General features: G+C 62.7%; 20 protein-coding genes. 11 read left to right on the top strand and 9 right to left on the bottom strand.

Annotated elements, in window-relative coordinates:
* Positions 1–672, bottom strand: a complete 672-nt coding sequence (locus tag HU770_RS10230) for a TetR/AcrR family transcriptional regulator (protein WP_095065147.1) — start codon at positions 670–672, stop codon at positions 1–3.
* A 180-nt stretch (positions 673–852) separates the two neighbouring features.
* Here HU770_RS10230 and HU770_RS10225 point away from each other — a divergent pair, with 180 nt between their 5' ends.
* Positions 853–1,737 carry a DMT family transporter gene (locus HU770_RS10225; RefSeq protein WP_186663595.1) on the top strand — a complete coding sequence of 295 codons (885 nt, stop codon included), beginning with the start codon at positions 853–855 and terminating at the stop codon, positions 1,735–1,737.
* A 4-nt stretch (positions 1,738–1,741) separates the two neighbouring features.
* Here HU770_RS10225 and HU770_RS10220 read toward each other — a convergent pair whose 3' ends face one another.
* A complete protein-coding gene (locus tag HU770_RS10220; protein WP_186660363.1) occupies positions 1,742–2,626 on the bottom strand; it encodes a hypothetical protein in 885 nt (294 codons plus the stop codon).
* A 223-nt stretch (positions 2,627–2,849) separates the two neighbouring features.
* Between HU770_RS10220 and HU770_RS10215 the strand changes: the two genes are divergently transcribed.
* The 4 genes from HU770_RS10215 to HU770_RS10200 all read left to right on the top strand — a co-directional run bounded on the left by HU770_RS10215 (position 2,850) and on the right by HU770_RS10200 (position 6,875).
* Positions 2,850–3,830: an aliphatic sulfonate ABC transporter substrate-binding protein gene (locus tag HU770_RS10215; RefSeq protein ID WP_186660365.1), complete on the top strand. Its 981-nt coding sequence runs from the start codon at positions 2,850–2,852 to the stop codon at positions 3,828–3,830.
* 16 nt (positions 3,831–3,846) lie between these two features.
* Complete coding sequence (locus HU770_RS10210; protein WP_186663594.1) at positions 3,847–5,238, top strand: LLM class flavin-dependent oxidoreductase; 1,392 nt, start codon at positions 3,847–3,849, stop codon at positions 5,236–5,238.
* Between the two features lie 106 nt (positions 5,239–5,344).
* Positions 5,345–6,181, top strand: coding sequence for a bifunctional allantoicase/(S)-ureidoglycine aminohydrolase (locus HU770_RS10205; RefSeq protein ID WP_047583757.1), 837 nt, complete (start codon positions 5,345–5,347; stop codon positions 6,179–6,181).
* Between the two features lie 88 nt (positions 6,182–6,269).
* Positions 6,270–6,875, top strand: a complete 606-nt coding sequence (locus HU770_RS10200) for an START domain-containing protein (RefSeq protein WP_033697488.1) — start codon at positions 6,270–6,272, stop codon at positions 6,873–6,875.
* Between the two features lie 25 nt (positions 6,876–6,900).
* Here HU770_RS10200 and HU770_RS10195 read toward each other — a convergent pair whose 3' ends face one another.
* Both HU770_RS10195 and HU770_RS10190 read right to left on the bottom strand, forming a co-directional pair.
* A complete protein-coding gene (locus HU770_RS10195) occupies positions 6,901–8,319 on the bottom strand; it encodes an amino acid permease (RefSeq protein ID WP_186663593.1) in 1,419 nt (472 codons plus the stop codon).
* Positions 8,320–8,701: 382 nt separating this feature from the next.
* Complete coding sequence (locus tag HU770_RS10190) at positions 8,702–9,124, bottom strand: Lrp/AsnC family transcriptional regulator (RefSeq protein WP_033697484.1); 423 nt, start codon at positions 9,122–9,124, stop codon at positions 8,702–8,704.
* A gap of 190 nt (positions 9,125–9,314) precedes the next feature.
* Between HU770_RS10190 and HU770_RS10185 the strand changes: the two genes are divergently transcribed.
* Together HU770_RS10185 and HU770_RS10180 are read left to right on the top strand one after the other, a co-directional pair.
* Positions 9,315–10,367 (top strand): ornithine cyclodeaminase, encoded by a 1,053-nt coding sequence (locus HU770_RS10185; protein WP_186660373.1) that lies wholly within the window; start codon positions 9,315–9,317, stop codon positions 10,365–10,367.
* Positions 10,368–10,435: 68 nt separating this feature from the next.
* Entirely contained in the window at positions 10,436–11,371 is a 936-nt protein-coding gene (locus HU770_RS10180) for an arginine deiminase-related protein (protein WP_202883659.1), read from the top strand.
* A gap of 125 nt (positions 11,372–11,496) precedes the next feature.
* On the opposite strand, the gene sodC is transcribed toward HU770_RS10180, so the two are convergent.
* The 3 genes from sodC to ggt all read right to left on the bottom strand — a co-directional run bounded on the left by sodC (position 11,497) and on the right by ggt (position 14,882).
* Positions 11,497–12,012: a superoxide dismutase family protein gene (sodC, locus tag HU770_RS10175; RefSeq protein ID WP_186663592.1), complete on the bottom strand. Its 516-nt coding sequence runs from the start codon at positions 12,010–12,012 to the stop codon at positions 11,497–11,499.
* 127 nt (positions 12,013–12,139) lie between these two features.
* Positions 12,140–13,021, bottom strand: a complete 882-nt coding sequence (locus HU770_RS10170; RefSeq protein ID WP_033697476.1) for a LysR family transcriptional regulator — start codon at positions 13,019–13,021, stop codon at positions 12,140–12,142.
* Between the two features lie 70 nt (positions 13,022–13,091).
* Entirely contained in the window at positions 13,092–14,882 is a 1,791-nt protein-coding gene (ggt, locus tag HU770_RS10165) for a gamma-glutamyltransferase (RefSeq protein WP_186663591.1), read from the bottom strand.
* A gap of 116 nt (positions 14,883–14,998) precedes the next feature.
* On the opposite strand from ggt, the gene HU770_RS10160 reads away from it, so the two are divergent.
* Complete coding sequence (locus HU770_RS10160) at positions 14,999–15,649, top strand: ankyrin repeat domain-containing protein (protein WP_186663590.1); 651 nt, start codon at positions 14,999–15,001, stop codon at positions 15,647–15,649.
* Between the two features lie 37 nt (positions 15,650–15,686).
* On the opposite strand, the gene pobA is transcribed toward HU770_RS10160, so the two are convergent.
* The gene (gene pobA / locus HU770_RS10155; RefSeq protein WP_186663589.1) at positions 15,687–16,874 is read right to left on the bottom strand and encodes a 4-hydroxybenzoate 3-monooxygenase; all 1,188 of its coding nucleotides are present in this window, start codon (positions 16,872–16,874) and stop codon (positions 15,687–15,689) included.
* Positions 16,875–17,045: 171 nt separating this feature from the next.
* Between pobA and HU770_RS10150 the strand changes: the two genes are divergently transcribed.
* The 3 genes from HU770_RS10150 (at position 17,046) to HU770_RS10140 (ending at position 19,328) form a co-directional block, all read left to right on the top strand.
* A complete protein-coding gene (locus HU770_RS10150) occupies positions 17,046–17,924 on the top strand; it encodes a helix-turn-helix domain-containing protein (protein WP_186663588.1) in 879 nt (292 codons plus the stop codon).
* An 85-nt stretch (positions 17,925–18,009) separates the two neighbouring features.
* Positions 18,010–18,408, top strand: coding sequence for a MerR family DNA-binding transcriptional regulator (locus HU770_RS10145; protein WP_027593543.1), 399 nt, complete (start codon positions 18,010–18,012; stop codon positions 18,406–18,408).
* Positions 18,409–18,428: 20 nt separating this feature from the next.
* Positions 18,429–19,328: a hydroxymethylglutaryl-CoA lyase gene (locus HU770_RS10140; protein ID WP_186663587.1), complete on the top strand. Its 900-nt coding sequence runs from the start codon at positions 18,429–18,431 to the stop codon at positions 19,326–19,328.
* Positions 19,329–19,860: 532 nt separating this feature from the next.
* Here the strand turns inward: HU770_RS10140 and HU770_RS10135 are convergent.
* Entirely contained in the window at positions 19,861–20,394 is a 534-nt protein-coding gene (locus tag HU770_RS10135; RefSeq protein ID WP_186660389.1) for an MgtC/SapB family protein, read from the bottom strand.
* Between the last annotated feature and the right edge of the window lie 140 nt (positions 20,395–20,534).

The following is a 20,534-nucleotide window of genomic DNA, read 5'->3' as shown; positions in this document are numbered from 1 at the left end:
TCAGGCGCGGATGTAGCGAATGACCGCGTCACCGATCATGGTCTTGTGGCGCTGCTTGATGGCTTCGTCGGCGAGGTCTATCTGGAAGATCTCGCCGAAGGTGTGGCGGTTCGACACCCGGTAGAAACAGAACGAGCTCATCAGCATATGCAGGTCGATGACCTCTATACCGGCACGGAACACGCCTTCCTGCTCGCCCCGGCGCAGGGTACTGCCAAGGGCTTCGAGCACCAGGCTGCTCATTTCGCGAATGACCGGCGACTGTTTGACGTACTCGCCGTAGTGAATGTTCTCGGTGCAGATGATACGCACGAAATCGACATTGCGGTCGTGGTGATCGAAGGTGAACTCCACCAGACGGCGGATCGCCTGCTCGGCCGGCAGCGACTCCAGGTCCAGGCTTTGCTCGGTCTTGCGGATATCACCGTAGAGTTTGACCAGGCACTCGACGTACAACTGCTCCTTGCTGCCGAAGTAGTAGTAGATCATGCGTTTGGAGGTGGCGGTGCGCTCGGCGATGGCATCGACGCGCGCGCCGGCCAGGCCCTGCTGAACGAACTCGTTGATGGCGGCCTGAAGGATATCCTCGCGCGTTTTCTCGGGGTTGTTCTTGCGCGACTTGCGCACCCCTTCGATCTCAGGCTGGCCGAGGCTGACTACGGAATCACTCATACCCACTCACAGGCTGTTTATTGGAATACGGTGATTATCCGTGAGCGCGGCCATGCAGGGAAGCACGCTGTTGGTCGGGTAGCCACGAAACGGCATTACAGGCAAACCGCCGACGGCGCTTGAAGTCGCGCCCCGCAACCCGCTAGCCTGCGTCCCTCTGCCCTGGACGGACCCTGCCCCATGCAACCGCGTGACTTTGCCGCCTACCTGTTTCTGGCCATTGCCTGGGGGTTTTCCTTTCTGGTCCTGCTCAAGGTGGTGCACGCCTTCGGCTGGGTCGGCGCGGTCAGCCTGCGGGCGCTGATTGCCGGCAGCACCCTGGCGATTCTGGCAGCCTTGCTCGGCCGCACCCTGCGCCTGCGCCCGCTGTTGAAACCGCTGCTGGTGATCGGCGCTACCACCGTGGCCGGGCAGTTGATCGGCATGTCCTATGCCACCCCGCGGATCGGTACGGCCATGGCGGCGATCTTCGTGGCCACCATCCCACTGTTCTCGATGATCATCGGCCGTGTCTGGGGGCTGGAGAAAATCACCTTGCAGGGCCTGGCGGGCCTGCTTCTGGGCTTCGTCGGTATCGCCATGCTGGTGGGGTTTCCGGCCCAGCCGGTCAGCGACGTGTTCATCCACGGCTGCATCGCTTCGCTGTTCGGTGCCTTGAGCGCCGCGTTCGGCAGTAATTACGCCAGCCTGCACCTGCGCGGCCAGGACCCGTGGACCGTCACCGGCGGCGCCTTCCTGGCCGGCGGCCTGCTGACCCTGCCCCTGCTGTGGGTGGTGCCGTTGCCCAGCGTGCCGCAAGCCAGCGACTGGCTGTACTTGATGATCAGCGGCGCGGTCATGAGCGCCACCACGTACGTGCTGTATTTCGGCCTGGTGGCGCGCATCGGCGCCACCCGTGCCCTCAGTGTCGAGTTCGTGGTGACGTTGGTCGCGGTACTGGTGGGCGCGATGTTCCTCGACGAAGCCTTGAGCCTGCTGCAACTGGCGGGCGGCGCGGTGGTGCTGGTCGGCTGCCTGCTGGTGCTGGGCCTGCTGCCAGGGCGCAAACCGCGCCTGCCAAACTGAGCCCTCAGTCGCGCTGCGCGGTATTGCGCTCTACCGGAGGGGACAGGTGCAGTACGCGGTTACGCCCGCCTTCGGCAAGCAGGTAACCACCTTTGCCATCGGCAACGATTGCCTGGGGCGCCTTGAGGAACGACAGCACCGTCTGGCGCGTGCCATCGGCGTCGATGCGCAGCAGGCGGGCGCGGTGCGTGTTGTCTTCGCTGATCCACAAGCCGCGCTGGTCGCAAAACAGGAAGGTCGGGTTGCGCAGGCCATCGACCACCACCGGGTCCTGGCCGTCCTCGGACAATGCGCGAACCTTGCCGTTGGCTTTCTCGGTATACAGCAGGCGGCCATCGTTGCAGCGGGTCAGGCCTTCGGTTTCGCTGAGCCCTGTGCGCAGCACATCCAGCTGGCCGCTGCGCCAGTCATAGCGCATCAACCGCCCATTGCCCTTGCGGTCTTCGATCGCATAGAGGTGATCGCCATCGTTCCACAACCCTTGCACGCTCTCGCCTTCGAACAGGTGGGTGACCTGGCCGTCGCGAGACAGGCTGACCGGCGCAAGGCCACCCTCCTGGCTGAAGACCCAGCCGCCCTCGGCCGCGACCATGCCGTCGGGCTTGGACAGGTTGTCAATCACCACCACACGGTCACCTTGGGCAGTAATCTTGAGGATGCTGCCACGGCCGTCGTCCAGCTCGCGGCTGACCAGCAGGCTGCCGTCGGCCTGCGGCAACAACGACGCGGCCTTGGTCACATCGCGGTGCAACACCTCGACATCCCAACCGCTGGCAGCCTGGACGGGGTAAAAACTCTGCCAGGCGAAGAAGCCCAGCGTGGCAGCGAGCAGGCTGGCGGTGGCGGTCAGGGCGATGCGGGTGCTGCGTTTGCGCAGGATGTGCGGCATGAAAAAGGGCTCCTCGAGAGTGCGGGGATCCTAGCAAGAAGATGTGAAAAAAAGGTCATGGCACACTGCAATTTGCCGTGTAACGGGTGCTGAATCATGAATTACAAAAAGGATATAAAAATAACTAAACATTCTAACTAAATGGAATAAAGAAATTGAAAGCCAAACGCCACCTCCTTAGTCTGGGCGCATCGATTGCCACCCCATTCAAGGAATACGCCTCATGCCCGTCCGTACCTTCTCGCCCCTGCGTCGCCTGCTAATCGGCGGCCTGCTGGCCAGTGTCGCCAGCGCCCTGTTGCCCTGGTCCAATGCCCTGGCCGAAGACGCCAAGACCCTGCGTATTGGTTACCAGAAGTTCAACAGCATCAATATTCTCAAAGGTAGCGGCGCCCTGGAGAAAGCCCTCGCCCCGCAAGGCGTGACCGTCAGCTGGCACGAGTTCGCCGCAGGCCCGCAATTGCTCGAAGCCCTGAGCACCGGCGCCATCGACCTCGGCCACGCCGCCGACGCCCCGTCAGTATTTGCCCAGGCCGCCGGTAAACCGGTGGTCTACCTGGCCGCCGAACAACCCTACCCACGCGGTATCGGCCTGGTGGTACGCGAGCAAGACCACCTCACCCGCGTGCAGGACCTCAAAGGCAAGCGGGTAGCCACCGGCCGCGGCTGGAACGCCCAGTACCTGCTGGCCGTCGCGCTGGAACAAGCCGGCCTGAGCTACCAGGACATCACCCCCGCCTACGTCAATAATGCCGCCGACGCAGTGGCGGCCCTGCAATCGGGCAGCGTCCAGGCCGTGACCCTGTGGGACCCGTTCCTCGCGGCAGCAGAAAGCCAGCCAGGGCTCAAGAACCTGCGCGACGGCAGCGGCCTGACCAACAACCGCACGTTCTACCTTTCCACTGCTGCGTTCGCCGACCAGCACCGCCCGCTGCTCAAGGCCTTCTTCGGCGAACTGGGCAAGGTCAGCCAATGGGCCAATGCCGAGCCTGCGCAAGTCGCCGCGCTGCTGGCGCCGCAGTTGGGGATCAAGGCCGACGTGCTGCAAGTGGCCAGCGAACGCCGTAACTACAACGCCGTCGCCATTACCCCGCAGATCGTCGCCGAACAGCAGAAGCTGGCCGACACCTTCCAAGGCCTGGGCCTGATTCCGCGCAAGTTGCAGGTAGCCGATGCGGTCTACCCGGCTTCCGTGCTGCCGTGACGGGAGACTGACCGCCATGCCCCGCCCGATCCGCTTCAACGCCTTCAGCATGAACGCTGCCAGCCACCAGTCCCCTGGCCTGTGGCGCCACCCGCGTAACACCAGCGTGGCTTTCAACCGCCTGGACTACTGGACCAACCTGGCCCGCCTGCTGGAGCGCGGCCTGTTCGATGCGCTGTTCATCGCCGATGTGCTGGGCATCTACGACGTCTATCAGGGTGGCCCCAAAGCGGCCTTGCGCGGCGGCGTACAGGTGCCGGTCAACGACCCGCTGCTGCTGGTTCCGGCCATGGCCGGGGTCACCGAGCACCTGGGCTTTGGCGTGACCTTCTCACTGACCTACGAGCACCCCTACCCCTTTGCCCGGCGCATGTCCACGCTTGACCACCTGAGCAATGGCCGAGTCGGCTGGAACATTGTCACCGGCTACCTGGACAGCGCCGCGCGCAACCTGGGCCTGGCTCGCCAGCTTGGCCACGACCAGCGTTACGACCTGGCCGAGGAGTACCTGCAGGTGCTGTACAAACTGTGGGAAAAAAGCTGGGACGACGATGCGGTGGTGCTTGAGCGTGACAGCGGCCGCTACATCGATCCTGCCCGGGTACACCCGATCAGCCATGCCGGCGAGCACTTCCAGGTGCCTGGCATGCACCTGTGCCAGCCCTCGCCGCAGCGCACGCCGGTGCTGTTCCAGGCGGGGGCCTCGGCACGCGGCCAGCAGTTCGCCGCGCAACATGCCGAGTGCGTGTTCATCAGCGGGCCTACGGCCACGGTGCTGCGCCGCTATGTCGACGGCATCCGCCAGGCCAGCGAGGCTGCCGGGCGTGGCCGCGACGAGGTACTGATCTACGCCCAGGCCCTGCTGATCGTCGCCCCCACCCGTGAAGAAGCCGAAGCGCGCTTCGCCGAGTACCGTGGCTACGTTGACCTGGACGCCGCCCTGGCCCTGCTGTCGGGCTGGACCGGCATCGACTTCGCCGGCCTCGACCCGGATGCCCCCATCGAATATGTCGAGAACGATGCCGGCCGCGCGGCCCTGGCCGCCTTCACCGCAGCCGACCCCAACCGCCGCTGGACCGTGCGCGAGGCCGCCGAGTTCGTTGGCCTGGGGGGCCGCGGCCCGGTGCTGGTGGGCGCAGCCAGTGATATTGCCGATCAGTTGGAAAGCTGGCTGGACGAGACCGGCATCGACGGGTTCAACCTCACCTACGCCGTGCAACCTGATGACCTGGCCAATGTGGTCGAGCTGCTGATACCCGAGCTGCAACGTCGCGGCCGCTACCCCCTGCACTACCAGGACGGCACCTTGCGCCACAAGCTGTTCGGCCAGGGCAACCGCCTGCCAGAGCAACATGCAGGGCGCCAGGTTAGCATTCAGCCGGCAAATACCGGGTATTCCAACATTTAATTTGTAGATGGCACGCGCTCGACCCTATTCTGTCGGCACATCCCCTGCGCCGCACCGGCCGGTGCGGTTCACGGCACGGGGAGAGAACAACAAGTCGAGATCGTCCATGTCGAATCATTCCTACTTCGCCCCCCACGGTGGGCACCCGGCTCAAACCGAGCTGCTGACTGACCGTGCCATGTTCACCGAAGCCTATGCCGTCATCCCCAAGGGCGTGATGCGTGACATCGTCACCAGCCACCTGCCGTTCTGGGACAAGATGCGCATGTGGGTCATCGCCCGCCCGCTGACCGGCTTTGCCGAGACCTTCTCGCAGTACATCGTCGAAGTTGCCCCGGAAGGCGGCAGCGAGCGCCCGGAACTGGACCCCAACGCCGAAGCCGTGGTGTTCGTGGTCGAGGGTGAGCTCGACATCACCCTGGAAGGCAAGCACCACACCCTGACCCAGGGCGGCTACGCCTTCATCGCCCCAGGCGCCGAGTGGAGCCTGCGCAACCACAGCAAGGCCAACGTCACCTTCCACTGGCTGCGCAAGCACTACCAGAAGGTTGAAGGCCTGGACCTGCCAGAGTCCTTCGTCACCCACCGCGACAATGCCACTGTCATTGAAATGCCGGGTACCGAAGGCCGCTGGATCACCACCCGCTTCGTCGACATGGCCGATATGCGCCACGACATGCACGTCAACATCGTGACCTTCCAGCCAGGCGGCGTCATTCCGTTCGCTGAGACCCACGTCATGGAGCACGGCCTGTATGTGCTGGAAGGCAAGGCGGTGTACCGCCTGAACCAGGACTGGGTCGAAGTCGAAGCCGGCGACTTCATGTGGCTGCGCGCCTTCTGCCCGCAAGCCTGCTACGCCGGTGGCCCAGGCAACTTCAGCTACCTGCTGTACAAGGACGTCAACCGGCACGTGCACCTGACTCTCAACCCACAGCGTTGAGCCCAGGCTGATGGTCCGAAGCCCGCCACCTGGCGGGCTTTCTGTTTGCCGCTCATACTGATCACCCCTGCCCTGCGCGGTGCTCATCATGAACCGCTATCGCCTGCTTGCCGCCCTGTTGCTGGCGCTGTCCGGCGCTGCTCAGGCAGCCGATGACTGGAACCTGGCCTACGACAGAGAAGGCATCCGCGTCTACCTCAGTGCCGCTGCCGGCTCCCCTTACCAGCAATTTCGCGGTGTCAGCACCATGAAGGCCAGCGTGCGCACGCTCACCGACCTGCAGGAAAACCTGCGGGTGGCGTGCAAATGGCTGTACGCCTGTGCCGAAATGCGCCTGCTGGAGGTCGACGGCGACAGTACCTGGGTGTACCTGACCACCGACCTGCCGTGGCCGACGATGCCGCGGGATATCGTGCTCAAGGTCACCACCGAACTGCGCGACGATGGCACCCTGTTGCGCCACCTGCGCGCCGACCCCGGCAAGGTCCCCGAGGTGGCCGGGCTGATACGCGTGCAGCGCCTCACAGGCGAATGGGTGATGAAACCGCTGGGTGAACGGCAAACCGAGGTTACCTACCAGCTCAAGGCAGACCCTGCCGGGGATGTGCCCGGCTGGCTGGCCAACCGCTTCGTGGTGGATGCGCCGGTGGTCACCCTGCGCACCCTGCGGGCGGTGGCCGAGCGCCAACGCTGAGGCCCGCTCGCCGATACCAGGGGTTTCAGGACACCGTGGCAGCCATCTGCCGGGCACACACCTTGACCCGGCGCCGGTAGGCCAGCAGCAAACCGATGTACCACAGCGGCATGACATACAGCGCCGTACGCGTATCAGGCTCCAGGGCCAGCAGGCACAACACGAAGATCAGAAACAGCTGCGCCATGGCCGCCGTCGTCTTGCCACCCGGCAGCTTGAACCTAGACTGCTCATGTGCCTTGGGGTTCTGACGGCGGTAGGCGAAGTAGGACATCAGAATCAACGACCAGGTGACGATGATCATCACCGCAGAAATGGTCGACACCAGGGTAAATACGGTCATGACCTCGGGGATCACGAACAGCAGCGTCAGCGCAATCGCCATGCACACCCCCGAGAACATCAACGCCCTGACCGGCGTACCCGACCCGGACAGGCGCCCGAATGCCGTGGGTGCCTGCTGTTGATGCGCCAGGCCATAGAGCATCCGCGACCCCGAGTACACACCGCTGTTGGCGGACGAGGCCGCAGAGGTCAACACGACAAAGTTGATGATCCCGGCAGCAGCCGGCAGGCCGCCGAGCAGGAACAGCTCGACGAATGGGCTGCGATTGGCAGGCACGTTGGCCCACGAGACCACACTGATGATGCACACCAGCGAACAGATGTAGAACAGCAGGATACGCACCGGAATGGTGTTGATCGCCTTGGGCAGGGTCCTTTCGGGGTCCTTGGCCTCGGCTGCCGCCGTACCGATCAGTTCGGTGCCGACAAACGAGAAGATCGCGATCTGGAACCCGGCAAGGAAACCGAGAATGCCGTGGGGCATGACCACACCGGGCGCCACCAGGTGGCTGAAGGAGGCTGTGACGCCGCCTGGGGAGGTGTACGACGTGGCGACCATCACCAGCCCCGTCACCACCAGCAACACGATCGCGACGATCTTGATCAGCCCGAACCAGAACTCGACTTCGCCGAAGGCCTTCACGGCAAGCATGTTCAGGCCCAGCAGCAGGAACATCGTGGTAAAAGCCGGTAGCCAGGTGGGCACGCCGGGGTACCAGTACTGGACGAAACCTGCCACCACCACCACATCGCCCACCGCCGCCACCACCCAGCTGAGCCAGTATGACCAACTGAGGATGTAACCGGCACGCGGCCCCAGGTAGTTATGCACCAGGTCTGCGAACGACTCCATGTGCAGGTTGGCGAGCAGCATCTCCCCCATCGCACGCATGATGCAGAACACGAAAAAGCCGATGATGGCGTACACCAGAATGATCGAGGTGCCTGATAGCGCGATAATCTTGCCCGACCCCATGAACAGCCCGGTACCGATCGCGCCACTGATCGAAATGAGCTGAATATGCCTGTTTTCCAGCCGTCGCTTCAGTGTGCGGCCAGCCTCCGGAGTCGCGTCTTGCGAGTTGCACGTTGGATGCATAGTTGACCTCTTATTCTTTTTCTGTAAATCCCCCGCCCTCGCCACTGCGGCCGTTAGTTGGCACGAAAGTGCAAACGCCTTGATAACAAGCGTCAGGAGGTAGGGGTATTAATGCAGATGGATAAGCACGCCCAGATGAACTTTTCATCAGGCCTGAGAGTGATTGAAAGCCCACCACAAGTGCACGCCCATTATTCGGGGAGATGCCTGGCAAGACAGTGTTGAACGTGAAATACATGGCGCTGAAGCCGTTTCATTTTGCCAGCCGATAAGGTCAATCGGAACGCTACAGAGTGCGCACACGAAATGGGATATGTTGCACAGTGAAAAGCCCGGGTGACAGTTTGCTCTACGCCGCTACCCAATTGGGTTATCGACCTGATCACATCTTGTAGGTGGAGAGCAAAATGCTGGTCTCGGTGTTTTCGATGTGCGGTATCGAGCGGATGGTGTTCAGCGCCCGGTCGAAGGCTTCGAGGGTGTCGGCCCGCAGCTCGGCCATCAGGTCCCAGCGGCCATTGGTGGTGTGGATGGCCACGACATTGGGATGCCCGCGTAGCGCGTGCTTGACCTCCGCCGCGTGATGGCCACTGATGCCGATGCTGGTAATCGCCCGCACGCCCTGGTCCAGGGCATCAGACCTCAGGCGTATCGTGTAACCGATGATCACCCCTTGTTCTTCAAGCTTGGTGATGCGGTTTTGCACCGTTGCCCGGGCGACCTTGAGCTTCTTCGCCAGGGTCAGGATGGGCGTGCGCGCATTATCACGCAATAGCGCGATCAGTTCCCGATCTACAGTGTCCATGGTGCCTGCCAAGTAATCAGATTGTTATTCTGGGGTAACAGATTGTCTAGAAAGTTGACGAAACTGGCAACCTGCGCTCTTCAATTTGACGCAACCTTTCATCAAAATTGTCGTGCTGGCAACCCCTCAACAATCGTAAGCGTTCACCCTGCGGCAACGGGTGAGAACGCACACAATAAGGTGCAAGAGCATGACGTATTTCATTGATGTTCCAACCATGTCCGACTTGGTGCATGACATTGGCGTAGCGCCGTTCATGGGTGAACTGGCCGCCGCCCTGCGCGAAGACTTTAAACGCTGGCAGGACTTTGATAAGTCCGCACGCGTTGCCAGCCATTCGGACGTCGGCGTTATCGAATTGATGCCAGTCGCGGACACACATCGATATGCCTTCAAATACGTCAATGGGCACCCGGCCAACACTGCCAAAGACCTGCATACGGTCATGGCATTTGGCGTGCTGGCCGATGTGGCCACGGGGTACCCGGTGTTACTGTCGGAACTGACCATCGCCACTGCCCTGCGCACCGCCGCAACCTCGCTGATGGCCGCACAGGCACTGGCCCGGCCAAACTCGAAGAAAATGGCGCTGATCGGCAATGGCGCGCAAAGCGAATTCCAGGCGCTGGCCTTCCACAAGCACCTGGGGATCGAAGAAATCGTCGCCTACGACACCGACCCGCTGGCCACCGCCAAACTGATTGCCAACCTCAAGGAATACACGGGCCTGAGCATTCGCAAAGCCGGCTCGGTGGCAGAAGCGGTCAAAGGTGCCGACATCATCACCACCGTGACCGCCGACAAGGCCTACGCAACCATCATCACCCCCGACATGCTCGAACCTGGCATGCACTTGAATGCGGTAGGCGGCGACTGCCCAGGCAAGACCGAACTGCATGCCGACGTACTGCGCAATGCGCGCGTGTTCGTCGAGTACGAACCGCAAACCCGCATCGAAGGTGACATCCAGCAGTTGCCCGCTGACTTCCCGGTGGTTGACTTGTGGCGTGTACTGCGCGGTGAAACCGAAGGCCGGCAAAGTGAAAGCCAGGTGACAGTGTTCGACTCGGTGGGCTTCGCGCTGGAAGATTACACCGTACTACGGTACGTACTACAGCAAGCCGAGAAGCGCGGCATGGGTTCGAAGATAGACCTGGTACCGTGGGTGGACGAAGACCCTAAAGACCTGTTCAGCCACACCCGCGGCCGCGCTGCAAAAAGCCGTATCCGACGCGTTGCATAACTCTCCTACTCTCGGTATTCCAGATGGCATTTCCAACGCGTTCCATTCAAGCACCTGCGGCCGTGGTCATGGTCAGGCCGCACGCCTTCACCCCCAACCCGGAAACAGCAGCAGACAATTCGTTCCAAAGCACCCACCCCGACATCACCGCCCAGGCCTTGGCCAATGTGGCGCGCGACGAGGTTACCCAGGCAGCAGGCAGGCTCGAAGCAGAGGGTGTGCGGGTGCACCTGTTCGATGACTTCGGCGAGCAGAACACGCCGGACTCGGTGTTCCCCAACAACTGGTTCTCTACCCACCCGGGCGGCCATGTCGCGATCTACTCGATGTACTCGCGCAACCGTCGGCGCGAGCGCCGCGCGGACGTCATCGAAATGCTCAAGCATGAGTACCGCGTGCAGGATGTGATCGACTATTCCGGCCTGGAGCAGGACGAGCTGTTTCTGGAGGGTACCGGGGCGATGGTGTTCGACCATCTGTCCAGGGTTGCCTATACCGCACGCTCCAACCGCGCCGACCCGATCGCCCTCGAGCGTTTCAGCACCCACTTCAACTTCGAGCCCATGGTGTTCGACACGGCAGACGAGCACGGCACGCCGATCTATCACACCAACGTGCTGATGTGCGTAGCCACCGAGTTTGCCCTGGTCGGCTTTGGCACGTTCACCAACCCCGCCCGCGCACAGGAGGTGCGCATGCGGCTGATCGAGTCGGGCCGGGATGTCATCAACCTGAGCAACCAGCAGATCAGCCAGTTTGCAGGTAACGCCATCGAGCTGTCGGGCAGCGATGGTCGGATTCTGGCGCTCTCGCGCAAAGCGTTCGACAGCCTTACCGGTGAGCAGCGTCAACGCATCGAGCGTTCGGCGCGGCTGGTGCCGCTGGATGTACCGACCATTGAAATGGCCGGCGGCTCGGTGCGCTGCATGATCGCCGGGATTCACCTGTCACCGAGGGGCGCGCGGGGGCGGTTGACTGATCTGGGGTGTATTGCTGAGTTTTGAGGATCGTCTGTGAGGTGATTGGGGCTAGCGGTGCCTGTCTTGGTTTCTTTAGGGGGGCGGATATCGAGCGCCGCCCGCGCGGCGCTCGATCTCACAGGCGCTGAAAATGTTGTGGCGAACACCTATTACTGCACAACCCCACACGCCACGCGTGCACCGCCACCACCCAGTTTTTCGGGGTGGTCGCTGTGGTTGTCGCCACCGGCATGCACCATCAGCGCATGGCCTTTGAAGTCCTCGGCCTTGAGGCGGGGCGCAAGCACGGGGTAGGTGGCCTTGCCGTCGGCACCGACGTACAACGCCGGCAGGTCGCCACGGTGGCCGCTGTCATCGAACGGGCCCTTGTGCGCCTGGGTCGAATCCGGGTCCCAGTGGCCGCCCGCGCCACCTGCAGGCACAGGTTTGCCGTTTTCCTCGGTAGGCGCGCACGACCCCTTCTGATGCAAGTGGAAGCCGTGCACGCCAGGCGGCAGGTCCTTGAGATCAGGGGTCAACAGCGCGCCGTACTTGTTCTGTTCGATGCTGATGGTGCCTATCGACTTGCCTGGGCCGTCGGGGCCTGCCAGCTTGAGCTCCACCTTCTCGGCGGCCTGGGCGAGGCCGGCGCTGGCCAGCAATGCGATGAAAAGCGCTGCTTTCATGTTGTTTCTCCATGGCATGGGGAGGACGGGTGTCGTACCCGGATAACAAGTGGGACTGCACAGCCCCTCAGGCATTCCATCCGGCCATAGCCTGAAACACTTTACCTCCATGAGCCTGCACCGGGCTCTAGATCCCGCCGCCAGCCAGCAACTGTGTCATGACCTCGGCCAATGCCTTGACCATCACGTCCGCCGTGGGCCGGTGCACGATGACGATCTCGTAACTGTCGACTTCGGGCAGCCCTTGCTCGCCCCCCAGTACCTGGTGTTCACGCGTTGCCGCCCGAGGTGGCAGCAGGCTGATACCCATGCCATCGGCTACCGCAGCCTGGATGCCGCTGAGGCTGGAACTGGTGAAGCTGATACGCCAGCGCCGGCCCATGCCTTCGATGGCGGTGATCATGTCGTCGCGGTACAAACCGCGCGGCGGAAAGGTCACCAACGGAATCGGGTCGAGCTCGAAAGACGGCATGCGTGCACTGTCTATCCACTGCAGGCGCTCTGGCCAGCACGCCACCCCTTCGCGGCTGTTGCGCCGTTGTTTGAGCAGCACCAGGTCTAGCTCGCCATTGTCATAGGCCTGGCTGAGGTCGCGGCACAGCCCGCTGGTCACCTCCAGTTTGACCTGCGGGTGCAGGCGGCTGAACGCCGACAAGGCATTGGTGGTGCGCCCACCGACGAAGTCCTCGGGCACGCCCAGGCGCACCGTGACACCCACCATCGCCCCGGCCAACGCTTCGAGCATCTGGTCGTTCAAGGCCAGCATATGGCGGGCATAGCCGAGCAAGGTCTGCCCGGCGTCGGTCGGCAGCACATCACGGTTGCCGCGCACCAGCAGACGGTGGCCGACCATTTCTTCGAGGCGCCGCACCTTCTGGCTGATGGTGGATTGGGTCGAATGCAGCCGCGCGGCGGCGGTGGTGAAACTGCCGCAATCGGCCACCACGACAATAGCGCGCAGCAGGTCGAGGTCGAACAGGGCTCTATTCGATTTCACGCTGATAGACATCTTGATATTCAACTTCTAAATGACAAGGGTGATTTCTACCACGCTACCTGATGCCCCGCAACGCGCGCCCTCAATCGCCGAGCGCCACGCCTTCGCGCCGCGGGTCGGCGCCGCCTGACCAACCGTTGGTATCGCGCTGGATGATCTGCATGCCACTGGTCATGGTCATGGGCGTGACCTCGTGCCCCCAGGCCGCCAGCTGGCGGATCAGCGCCGGACTGGTCAACTGTGCTTCGACCTCGGTAGCGGCATTGCGGCTGCCGAAGTTGGGCAGGCTGCTGGCCTGCTGTGGGTCGAGCTGCCAGTCCAGCAAGCCGACCAGGGCCTTGTTCACGTAACCGATGATCTGCGACCCACCGGGCGAACCGAGGCTGGCCACCAGCTCCCCCGAGTTACGTGAAAACACCAGGGTCGGCGCCATGGCCGACAAGGGCCGCTTGCCGGGTTCGACCCTGTTCGCCACCGGCTTGCCATGCGCCTGCGGCAGGAAGGAAAAGTCGGTCAGGTGGTTGTTCAGCAGGAAGCCCTTGACCATCAGATGCGCGCCGAACGCGGCCTCCACCGACGTGGTCATCGCCAAGGCCTGCCCACTGTCGTCCACTGCAGAAAGATGCGAGGTGGAAATGCGCAGCGGTGAACGGTCAGGGGCCATGGCCAGGTCCGCGCCCTGCGGGGTGCCTGGGCGGGCGCGCTTCATGCTGTACTCGCCGATCAGCGCTGCTCGGCTGGCCAGATAGGTAGCGTCGATCAGGCCCTTGACCGGGACCGGCACGTAATCGCTGTCGGCCAGGTACTGAGCGCGGTCGGCATAGGCCAGGCGCTCGGCCTCGGCGATCAGGTGCACGGCCAGCGGCGATGCCTCCAGGCCTGCCGGTGACGCGTTCGCCAGCGGCCGCAATGCTGCCAGATCGCGTTGTGGCGTGGCGCGCTGCATGGCTTCAAGCACGCCCAGCGTCTGCAACACCGTCACCCCACCCGACGATGGCGGCGGCATGCCGCAGATACGCCAGGCCTTGTAGGGGCCGCACACCGGCTCGCGCTCTTTGGCGCGGTACTGCTCAAGGTCCTGCAACGACAGGTAACCGGCATTGGCATGGCTGCGCACCTTGGCCACGATGGCCACGGCGATTTCACCGGTATAGAACGCTCGGGGACCGTGCGCGGCAATCTGCTCGAAGGTTTGCGCAAGCTCGGGGTTGCGCAACGTCGTGCCCACCGGCAACGGCTTGCCCTTTTCATTCAGGAAGTAGCGGGCCATGGAGGGTGAGCGGGCAATATACGGGTCGCCCGCCACCAGGGTGTGAAGGCGTTCGGAAACCGGGAAACCGTTACGTGCCAGCGCAATGGCCGGGGCAAAGAGTTGCTGCCAAGGCAGCTTGCCGTGCTGCTCGTGAGCCAGTTTCAGCGCGCGCAGTACCCCCGGCACACCCACTGAGCGCCCGCCGATCTGCGCCGCCTTGAACGGCATCGGCGAACCATCGGCTTGCAAGAACAGTTTTTCCGTTACCTGCGCCGGGGCAGTCTCTCGGCCGTCGAAAGCCTGCACGCGCTTGCCGTCCCAGTACAGGATAAAAGCCCCACCACCGATGCCGCTGGATTGCGGCTCGACCAGGGTCAGCACCATTTGCATGGCGATGGCCGCGTCGATGGCGCTACCGCCGGCACGCAGCATCGCCCGCCCCGCTTCGGTGGCCAGCGGGTTGGCGGCGGCGGCCATATGCCGGTTGGCGTGCACCGGCTGCAGGCCAGTGCGATAGCCGGAAGCCAGCTCGGGTGGTGCGGGCATCACCTGGTCGGCACAGGCCCACCCACTCGCGACCGCCAGGCACAGCGCGCTCATCAGCGGTGTAGAGAACTTCATCGTTTTGCTTCCTGCCTTGTCTATTCAGCAGACCACTGTCGGTCATGCGCAAACTTAACTTCAAGGGCTGGTGTGATTTTTCTAGGATGCAGACAGGTCACCAAGGAGCCCATCCCATGCGTATACCACTCGCAACCATGCTGTTCGCCCTGTTCACCAGCCTTGCCGCCCACGCCGAGAACACCCCCCTGGACAACCGCCTGCACAACGCTGCCAGTCACGATGACGTGCGCACCTTGCAACAGTTGCTGACACAAGGTGCCCGACTGGAAAGCCGTGATGAGCAAGGGCGCACTGCCCTGCTGGTGGCCACTCACGGCAACCAGGTTGCGGCGGCCCAAGCGCTGATCGAGGCCGGTGCCGACGTGAACGCCAAGGACAATATTGATGACAGCCCTTATCTGTATGCCGGCGCCCGGGGCCTGAACGGCATCCTGCGGCTGACCCTGAACCACGGTGCCGACCTCCGGAGCACCAACCGATACGGGGGAACTGCGTTGATCCCTGCGGCGGAGCGTGGGCACGTCGAGACCGTGCAGATGCTGATAGACGCCGGGGTGGACGTGAACCACCTGAACCGGCTGCACTGGACCGCGCTTATGGAGGCAGTGATCCTGGGGGATGGCGGGCCGCGGCATGTGGAGATTGTGCGCCGGCTGCTGGCTGCGGGGGCGGATCGGCAGATTGCCGACAAGGACGGGGTTACCGCGCTGGAGCATGCGCGCCAGCGGGGTTACCGGGAGATGGAGGCGCTACTGACTCGCTAATTTCGAGGCAGGCACAATTCGTTTGCGCAATGGCAGGTCAGACTACTGCTTCGTACGGCAGCCCCACATAGTTCTCGGCAATGTTCAGCAGCCCCGCTGGGGAGTTCAGGAAGTACTCGCGGTCTGCCTCCTGCATCTTCTGGTCCCAGGCATCCTTGTGGCTGCCGAAGTCATGCAGCAGCTGGGTCATGAACCAGCTGAAACGCTCGCCCTTCCATACCCGACGCAGGGCCAGCGGCGAATATTGCTGAAGCAGGTCGGTACGCCCTTCGCCGTACACCTTGACCAGGATGCGGTAGAGGTAGTTGACGTCCGAAGCTGCCAGGTTCAAACCTTTGGCACCGGTGGGTGGGACGATGTGCGCAGCGTCACCGACCAGGAACAGGTGGCCGTACTGCATCGGTTCGACCACCAGGCTACGCAGCGGCGCGATGCTTTTTTCCAGGGCTGGGCCAGTGACCAGGTCAGCCGCAACCTCGGCGGGCAAACGGGCCTTGAGTTCGTCCCAGAAACGCTCGTCTGACCAGGCTTCGACCTTATCGTCCAGCGGCACTTGCAGGTAATAGCGGCTGCGCGTCTGCGAACGTTGGCTGCACAGCGCGAAACCCCGCTCGTGGTGGGCATAGATCAATTCGTGATTGACCGGGGGCGTATCGGACAGCAAGCCAAGCCAGCCAAATGGATAGACCCGCTCGTACTGCTTGAGCACGCCCTCGGGAATGCTCTGCCGGGAAACCCCGTGGAAACCATCGCAACCGGCGATGTAGTCACACTCCAGGCGGTGGGCCTGGCCGTCCTTCTCGTACGTCAGGTAAGGCCGCTCGCCTTTGAGCTCATGCGGCTGCACATTGTTCGCCGCGTAGATGATTGGCGCCCCACTGGCTTCACGCGCCTGCATCAGGTCACGGGTGACCTCGGTCTGGCCGTAGACCATCACTGTCTTGCCGCCGGTCAGGGCCTTGAGGTCCAACCGCTGGCGACGCCCGCCGACCAGCAGTTCGACACCTTCATGCACCAGGCCTTCACGGTCCATGCGCGCCGCTACACCGGCCTCACGCAACAGGTCGACGGTGCCTTGCTCAAGCACCCCGGCACGGATGCGCCCAAGCACGTATTCAGGGGTCTGGCGCTCGACGATGACGGTCTCGATACCGGCATTGTGCAGCAATTGGCCGAGCAGCAGGCCAGACGGACCTGCACCGATAATTGCAACCTGAGTTTTCATTGTTGTTGTCTCTAGTCGGGCGATGCCGGCCTGGACTGGCAGTGGCCGGGCATCTGCTGTTAGGGTTTGCACCTGCATTTTTACGGGCAACGGCAGCCGTTTAAGTGTGCTATTCCATGCAAAACCTGCACTTTTACAAAAAACGTTCGATTAACGGACAGGCATCCCCGCATGAAATCCACCCTCCCCGGCATTCCGTTGTTCCAGCTGTATGGCGAAAACCAGGCGTGGCCCGGCACCGACCTGCTGCACTGCGAGTCGATCCCGGCACGCAGCCGCCTGCACCACTGGGAAATCAAACCGCACCAGCACGCCGAACTGTTCCAGGTGTTGTATGTGCAACGTGGCCAAGCCGAGGTGGAGATCGAAGGTGTTCGCCGCGCGATCAGCCAAGCCTCGATCCAGGTAGTACCGCCACTGACCGTGCACGGCTTTCGCTTCAGCGCCGACATCCAAGGGCATGTGCTGACCTTCGGCACCGCGCTGGTGGCGGGCCTTGAGCAGCAACTGGGCGCGCCGCTGGGCATGCTTGCCGCGCCAGCGTGCTATGCGCTGGGCAAGGACCGTCAGCGCTTGCGCAGCCTGGTCGACACCTTGCAGCAGGAGTACCAGGGCAATGCCCCAGCGCGGGCGACGATGCTACAGGCGCTGGTCACAGCATTGATGGTGTGGATCAGCCGCCAGCAGCAACTGGGGCAGACGCCACGCAACCGTGACGAACGAGACCGGCAATTGCTCGGGCAATACCTGCGCCTGGTCGAGGCGCATTACCGCGAGCACCTGTCCGTGGAGGATTTTGCTGCGCGGCTGAACGTCTCGAGCCTGCAGCTGAACCAGCTGTGCCGCGCTTTGAGCGGGCAGACCGCCTTGCAGGTGGTGCATCAGCGCCTGCTGCTGGAGGCGCGCCGCAACCTCCTCTATACCCGCATGAGCATCGGGCAGTTGTCGGATACCCTGGGGTTTACCGATCCGACTTACTTTGCGCGGTTTTTCAAGCGACTAAGTGGGCAGACACCCAATGCGTATCGGCGCACAGGCGTGCCAGATTAGAAACCCTCACACGCCTTCAAGCCCTGCTTGACGTATACGTCAACCTGCATTCAGGATACCTGCATACTCCACGCCGAGCCCCAGCATGAGCCTTCAGACCTACAGCATCTCCGACCTGTCCCGCGAGCTGGACATCACCACCCGCGCCATCCGCTTCTACGAGGAACAGGGCTTGCTGAGCCCCGAGCGGCGCGGCCTGGAACGCATCTATTCGGCACGTGACAAGGTCAGCCTGAAACTCATCCTGCGCGGCAAGCGCATCGGCTTCTCCCTCGCCGAATGCCGCGAGCTGATCGAGCTGTACGACCCCACCAGCGGCAATCTCAAGCAGCTCAACAGTATGCTGGTGAAAATTGCCGAACGACGCGCCCAGCTGGAACAGCAGATGCTGGACATCCACCAGATGCAGCTCGAACTCGACACCGCCCAGGAGCGCTGTGAACAAGCCCTCGCCGCGACCTTGAACAATAAAGACAACCGTTGACCCGCCACAGGAAACCCGCCATGCCCTTGCCCAAAGAAGTCCGTCTGGTCGAAGTCGGCCCCCGCGACGGCCTGCAAAACGAAGCCCAGCCCATCAGCGTCGCCGACAAGGTACGCCTGGTGGACGACCTCACCGAGGCGGGCCTGGCCTACATCGAAGTCGGCAGTTTTGTCTCGCCCAAGTGGGTACCGCAGATGGCCGGCTCCGCCGAAGTCATCGCCGCAATCCAGCAAAAGCCCGGTGTCACCTACGCAGCCCTGGCCCCCAACCTGCGGGGTTTCGAAGATGCCTTGGCGGCAGGGGTAAAGGAGGTAGCGGTGTTCGCCGCAGCGTCCGAGGCGTTCTCGCAGCGCAACATCAACTGTTCGATCAGCGACAGCCTCAAACGCTTCGAGCCGATCATGGAGGCCGCGCGCAGCCACGGCGTGCGCGTGCGGGGCTATGTCTCCTGCGTGCTGGGCTGCCCCTATGAAGGCACGGTCAGCGCCGAACAGGTTGCTCCGGTCGCCCGAGCCCTGCATGAAATGGGCTGCTATGAAGTGTCGCTGGGTGACACCATCGGTACCGGTACCGCCGGTGATACCCGTCGGCTGTTCGACATCGTCTCGGCCCAGGTGCCCCGCCAGCAGCTGGCCGGGCACTTCCACGACACCTACGGCCAGGCCTTGGCCAATGTGTATGCCAGCCTGCTTGAAGGCATCAGCGTGTTCGACAGCTCGGTAGCGGGTTTGGGGGGGTGCCCCTATGCCAAAGGCGCCACCGGCAATATCGCCACCGAAGACGTGCTGTACCTGCTCCAGGGGCTGGGCATCGAGACCGGCATCGACCTGGACCGCCTGATTGCTGCGGGGCAACGCATCAGCCAGGTGCTTGGCCGGGCCAACGGCTCGCGGGTGGCGCGGGCACGCAGCGCGCAGTAAGTCATACGGGTGTCACACGAATGTGGGTGGAGTGTTACCTCCCCCACGTTTCACAGCAAAAAATCGGGTAACAGGGAAACAAATCGACAAAATTTCAGGTCCGGTGTTTTTGCCCTAAGCGCTTAAGTGATTGATTTTAAAGGGTTTGCAAAAGTTGGCACGGGCCCTGCTATATCTTTGGTACAAGAACAAGAAAAACGACGCACTCAATAAAAACAACAGGTAACGGCTCTGACATAACAAGAACAACACGGCAGAGGCGTAGCAAGCAGATTTTTTTGGAGTAGGCACGCTTTTCAGGGGTACGCCCCGCGGTCTGACACAGAACAATAAAACTACCTCAAGGTAGCAGCAGTCAGCACCGGACCAGACATGGTGAAAGCAGGTCAGCGCTCAAAAAAATACGTTTGCTCTTGACCCCGCATGGGGGTCGCTCGCAACACAAAGACAGGCTTACAAAAACAACAAAAGGCCAGTCTTCAATAATAAAAAAGAGCAGGCAACATCACTTTGAGGGGAGCTTAGGCTCCCCTCAGTGCTTCCTGCGCTCCTCCTCTTCCTCCTGCTTCGCCTCATCCACATTCTCGACCTTCTCCACCAGCAAAGGCATCGTGCCCAGCACCAGCAAGGCCAGCACCGTGCTGATCAATGCCGTGGCCTCACGCCCCATGCCGGCAGCCGTGCCGATGGCGGCGGTCATCCACAACCCGGCAGCGGTAGTCAGCCCTTTCACATGGCTGGTGTCCTGGCCGTTACCCTTGAGAATGGTCCCCGCGCCCAGAAAGCCGATACCGGCGACAATGCCCTGGATCACCCGGCTCAGCGCCTGCTCGTCAGCGCCGGCCATGCTCGGTGACAACACAAACAGTGCAGCGCCAAGCGAGACCAGCATGTGCGTGCGCACGCCGGCAGACTTGCCTTTGTGCTCGCGCTCGAAACCCAGTACCGCACCGAGCAGCGCGGCCATCAGCAGGCGCACGAGGACCTGGGTCACTTCGCGCTCGTCGGTGATGTCGGCGAACTCGGCTTGTATGGCCTGCCAGATGGGGTGCCACCAGGGGTTCATAGTGATGCTCCTCGACCGGCTTGGCGTGCGGCCCTTCTGAGGGTTGACCCACTGCGCGCTGACAAGTGCGATGCCGCCCGCCCGGCGGAACGATGCAGCAACCTGCCATGTGCTGCGGTCACAAGCTGTAACCGCCACCA

The sequence above is a fragment of the Pseudomonas sp. SWRI68 genome, assembly GCF_014269165.1.
Taxonomy (GTDB): domain Bacteria; phylum Pseudomonadota; class Gammaproteobacteria; order Pseudomonadales; family Pseudomonadaceae; genus Aquipseudomonas; species Aquipseudomonas capeferrum.
The sequence above is the reverse complement of the archived record's forward strand: the minus strand, read 5'-3'. Positions and strand labels throughout refer to the sequence as shown.

What these genes read in the sequence shown, in the direction of transcription:
- HU770_RS10145 (WP_027593543.1), top strand. Translation starts at nt 18,010, where the DNA reads ATGAGCCTTCAGACCTACAGCATCTCCGACCTGTCCCGCGAGCTGGAC.
- HU770_RS10210 (WP_186663594.1), top strand. Translation starts at nt 3,847, where the DNA reads ATGCCCCGCCCGATCCGCTTCAACGCCTTCAGCATGAACGCTGCCAGC.
- HU770_RS10135 (WP_186660389.1), bottom strand. Translation starts at nt 20,394, where the DNA reads ATGAACCCCTGGTGGCACCCCATCTGGCAGGCCATACAAGCCGAGTTC.
- HU770_RS10195 (WP_186663593.1), bottom strand. Translation starts at nt 8,319, where the DNA reads ATGCATCCAACGTGCAACTCGCAAGACGCGACTCCGGAGGCTGGCCGC.
- HU770_RS10205 (WP_047583757.1), top strand. Translation starts at nt 5,345, where the DNA reads ATGTCGAATCATTCCTACTTCGCCCCCCACGGTGGGCACCCGGCTCAA.
- HU770_RS10170 (WP_033697476.1), bottom strand. Translation starts at nt 13,021, where the DNA reads ATGTCTATCAGCGTGAAATCGAATAGAGCCCTGTTCGACCTCGACCTG.
- ggt (WP_186663591.1), bottom strand. Translation starts at nt 14,882, where the DNA reads ATGAAGTTCTCTACACCGCTGATGAGCGCGCTGTGCCTGGCGGTCGCG.
- HU770_RS10150 (WP_186663588.1), top strand. Translation starts at nt 17,046, where the DNA reads ATGAAATCCACCCTCCCCGGCATTCCGTTGTTCCAGCTGTATGGCGAA.
- pobA (WP_186663589.1), bottom strand. Translation starts at nt 16,874, where the DNA reads ATGAAAACTCAGGTTGCAATTATCGGTGCAGGTCCGTCTGGCCTGCTG.
- HU770_RS10140 (WP_186663587.1), top strand. Translation starts at nt 18,429, where the DNA reads ATGCCCTTGCCCAAAGAAGTCCGTCTGGTCGAAGTCGGCCCCCGCGAC.
- HU770_RS10220 (WP_186660363.1), bottom strand. Translation starts at nt 2,626, where the DNA reads ATGCCGCACATCCTGCGCAAACGCAGCACCCGCATCGCCCTGACCGCC.
- sodC (WP_186663592.1), bottom strand. Translation starts at nt 12,012, where the DNA reads ATGAAAGCAGCGCTTTTCATCGCATTGCTGGCCAGCGCCGGCCTCGCC.
- HU770_RS10200 (WP_033697488.1), top strand. Translation starts at nt 6,270, where the DNA reads ATGAACCGCTATCGCCTGCTTGCCGCCCTGTTGCTGGCGCTGTCCGGC.
- HU770_RS10215 (WP_186660365.1), top strand. Translation starts at nt 2,850, where the DNA reads ATGCCCGTCCGTACCTTCTCGCCCCTGCGTCGCCTGCTAATCGGCGGC.
- HU770_RS10190 (WP_033697484.1), bottom strand. Translation starts at nt 9,124, where the DNA reads ATGGACACTGTAGATCGGGAACTGATCGCGCTATTGCGTGATAATGCG.
- HU770_RS10180 (WP_202883659.1), top strand. Translation starts at nt 10,436, where the DNA reads ATGGTCAGGCCGCACGCCTTCACCCCCAACCCGGAAACAGCAGCAGAC.
- HU770_RS10185 (WP_186660373.1), top strand. Translation starts at nt 9,315, where the DNA reads ATGACGTATTTCATTGATGTTCCAACCATGTCCGACTTGGTGCATGAC.
- HU770_RS10230 (WP_095065147.1), bottom strand. Translation starts at nt 672, where the DNA reads ATGAGTGATTCCGTAGTCAGCCTCGGCCAGCCTGAGATCGAAGGGGTG.
- HU770_RS10225 (WP_186663595.1), top strand. Translation starts at nt 853, where the DNA reads ATGCAACCGCGTGACTTTGCCGCCTACCTGTTTCTGGCCATTGCCTGG.
- HU770_RS10160 (WP_186663590.1), top strand. Translation starts at nt 14,999, where the DNA reads ATGCGTATACCACTCGCAACCATGCTGTTCGCCCTGTTCACCAGCCTT.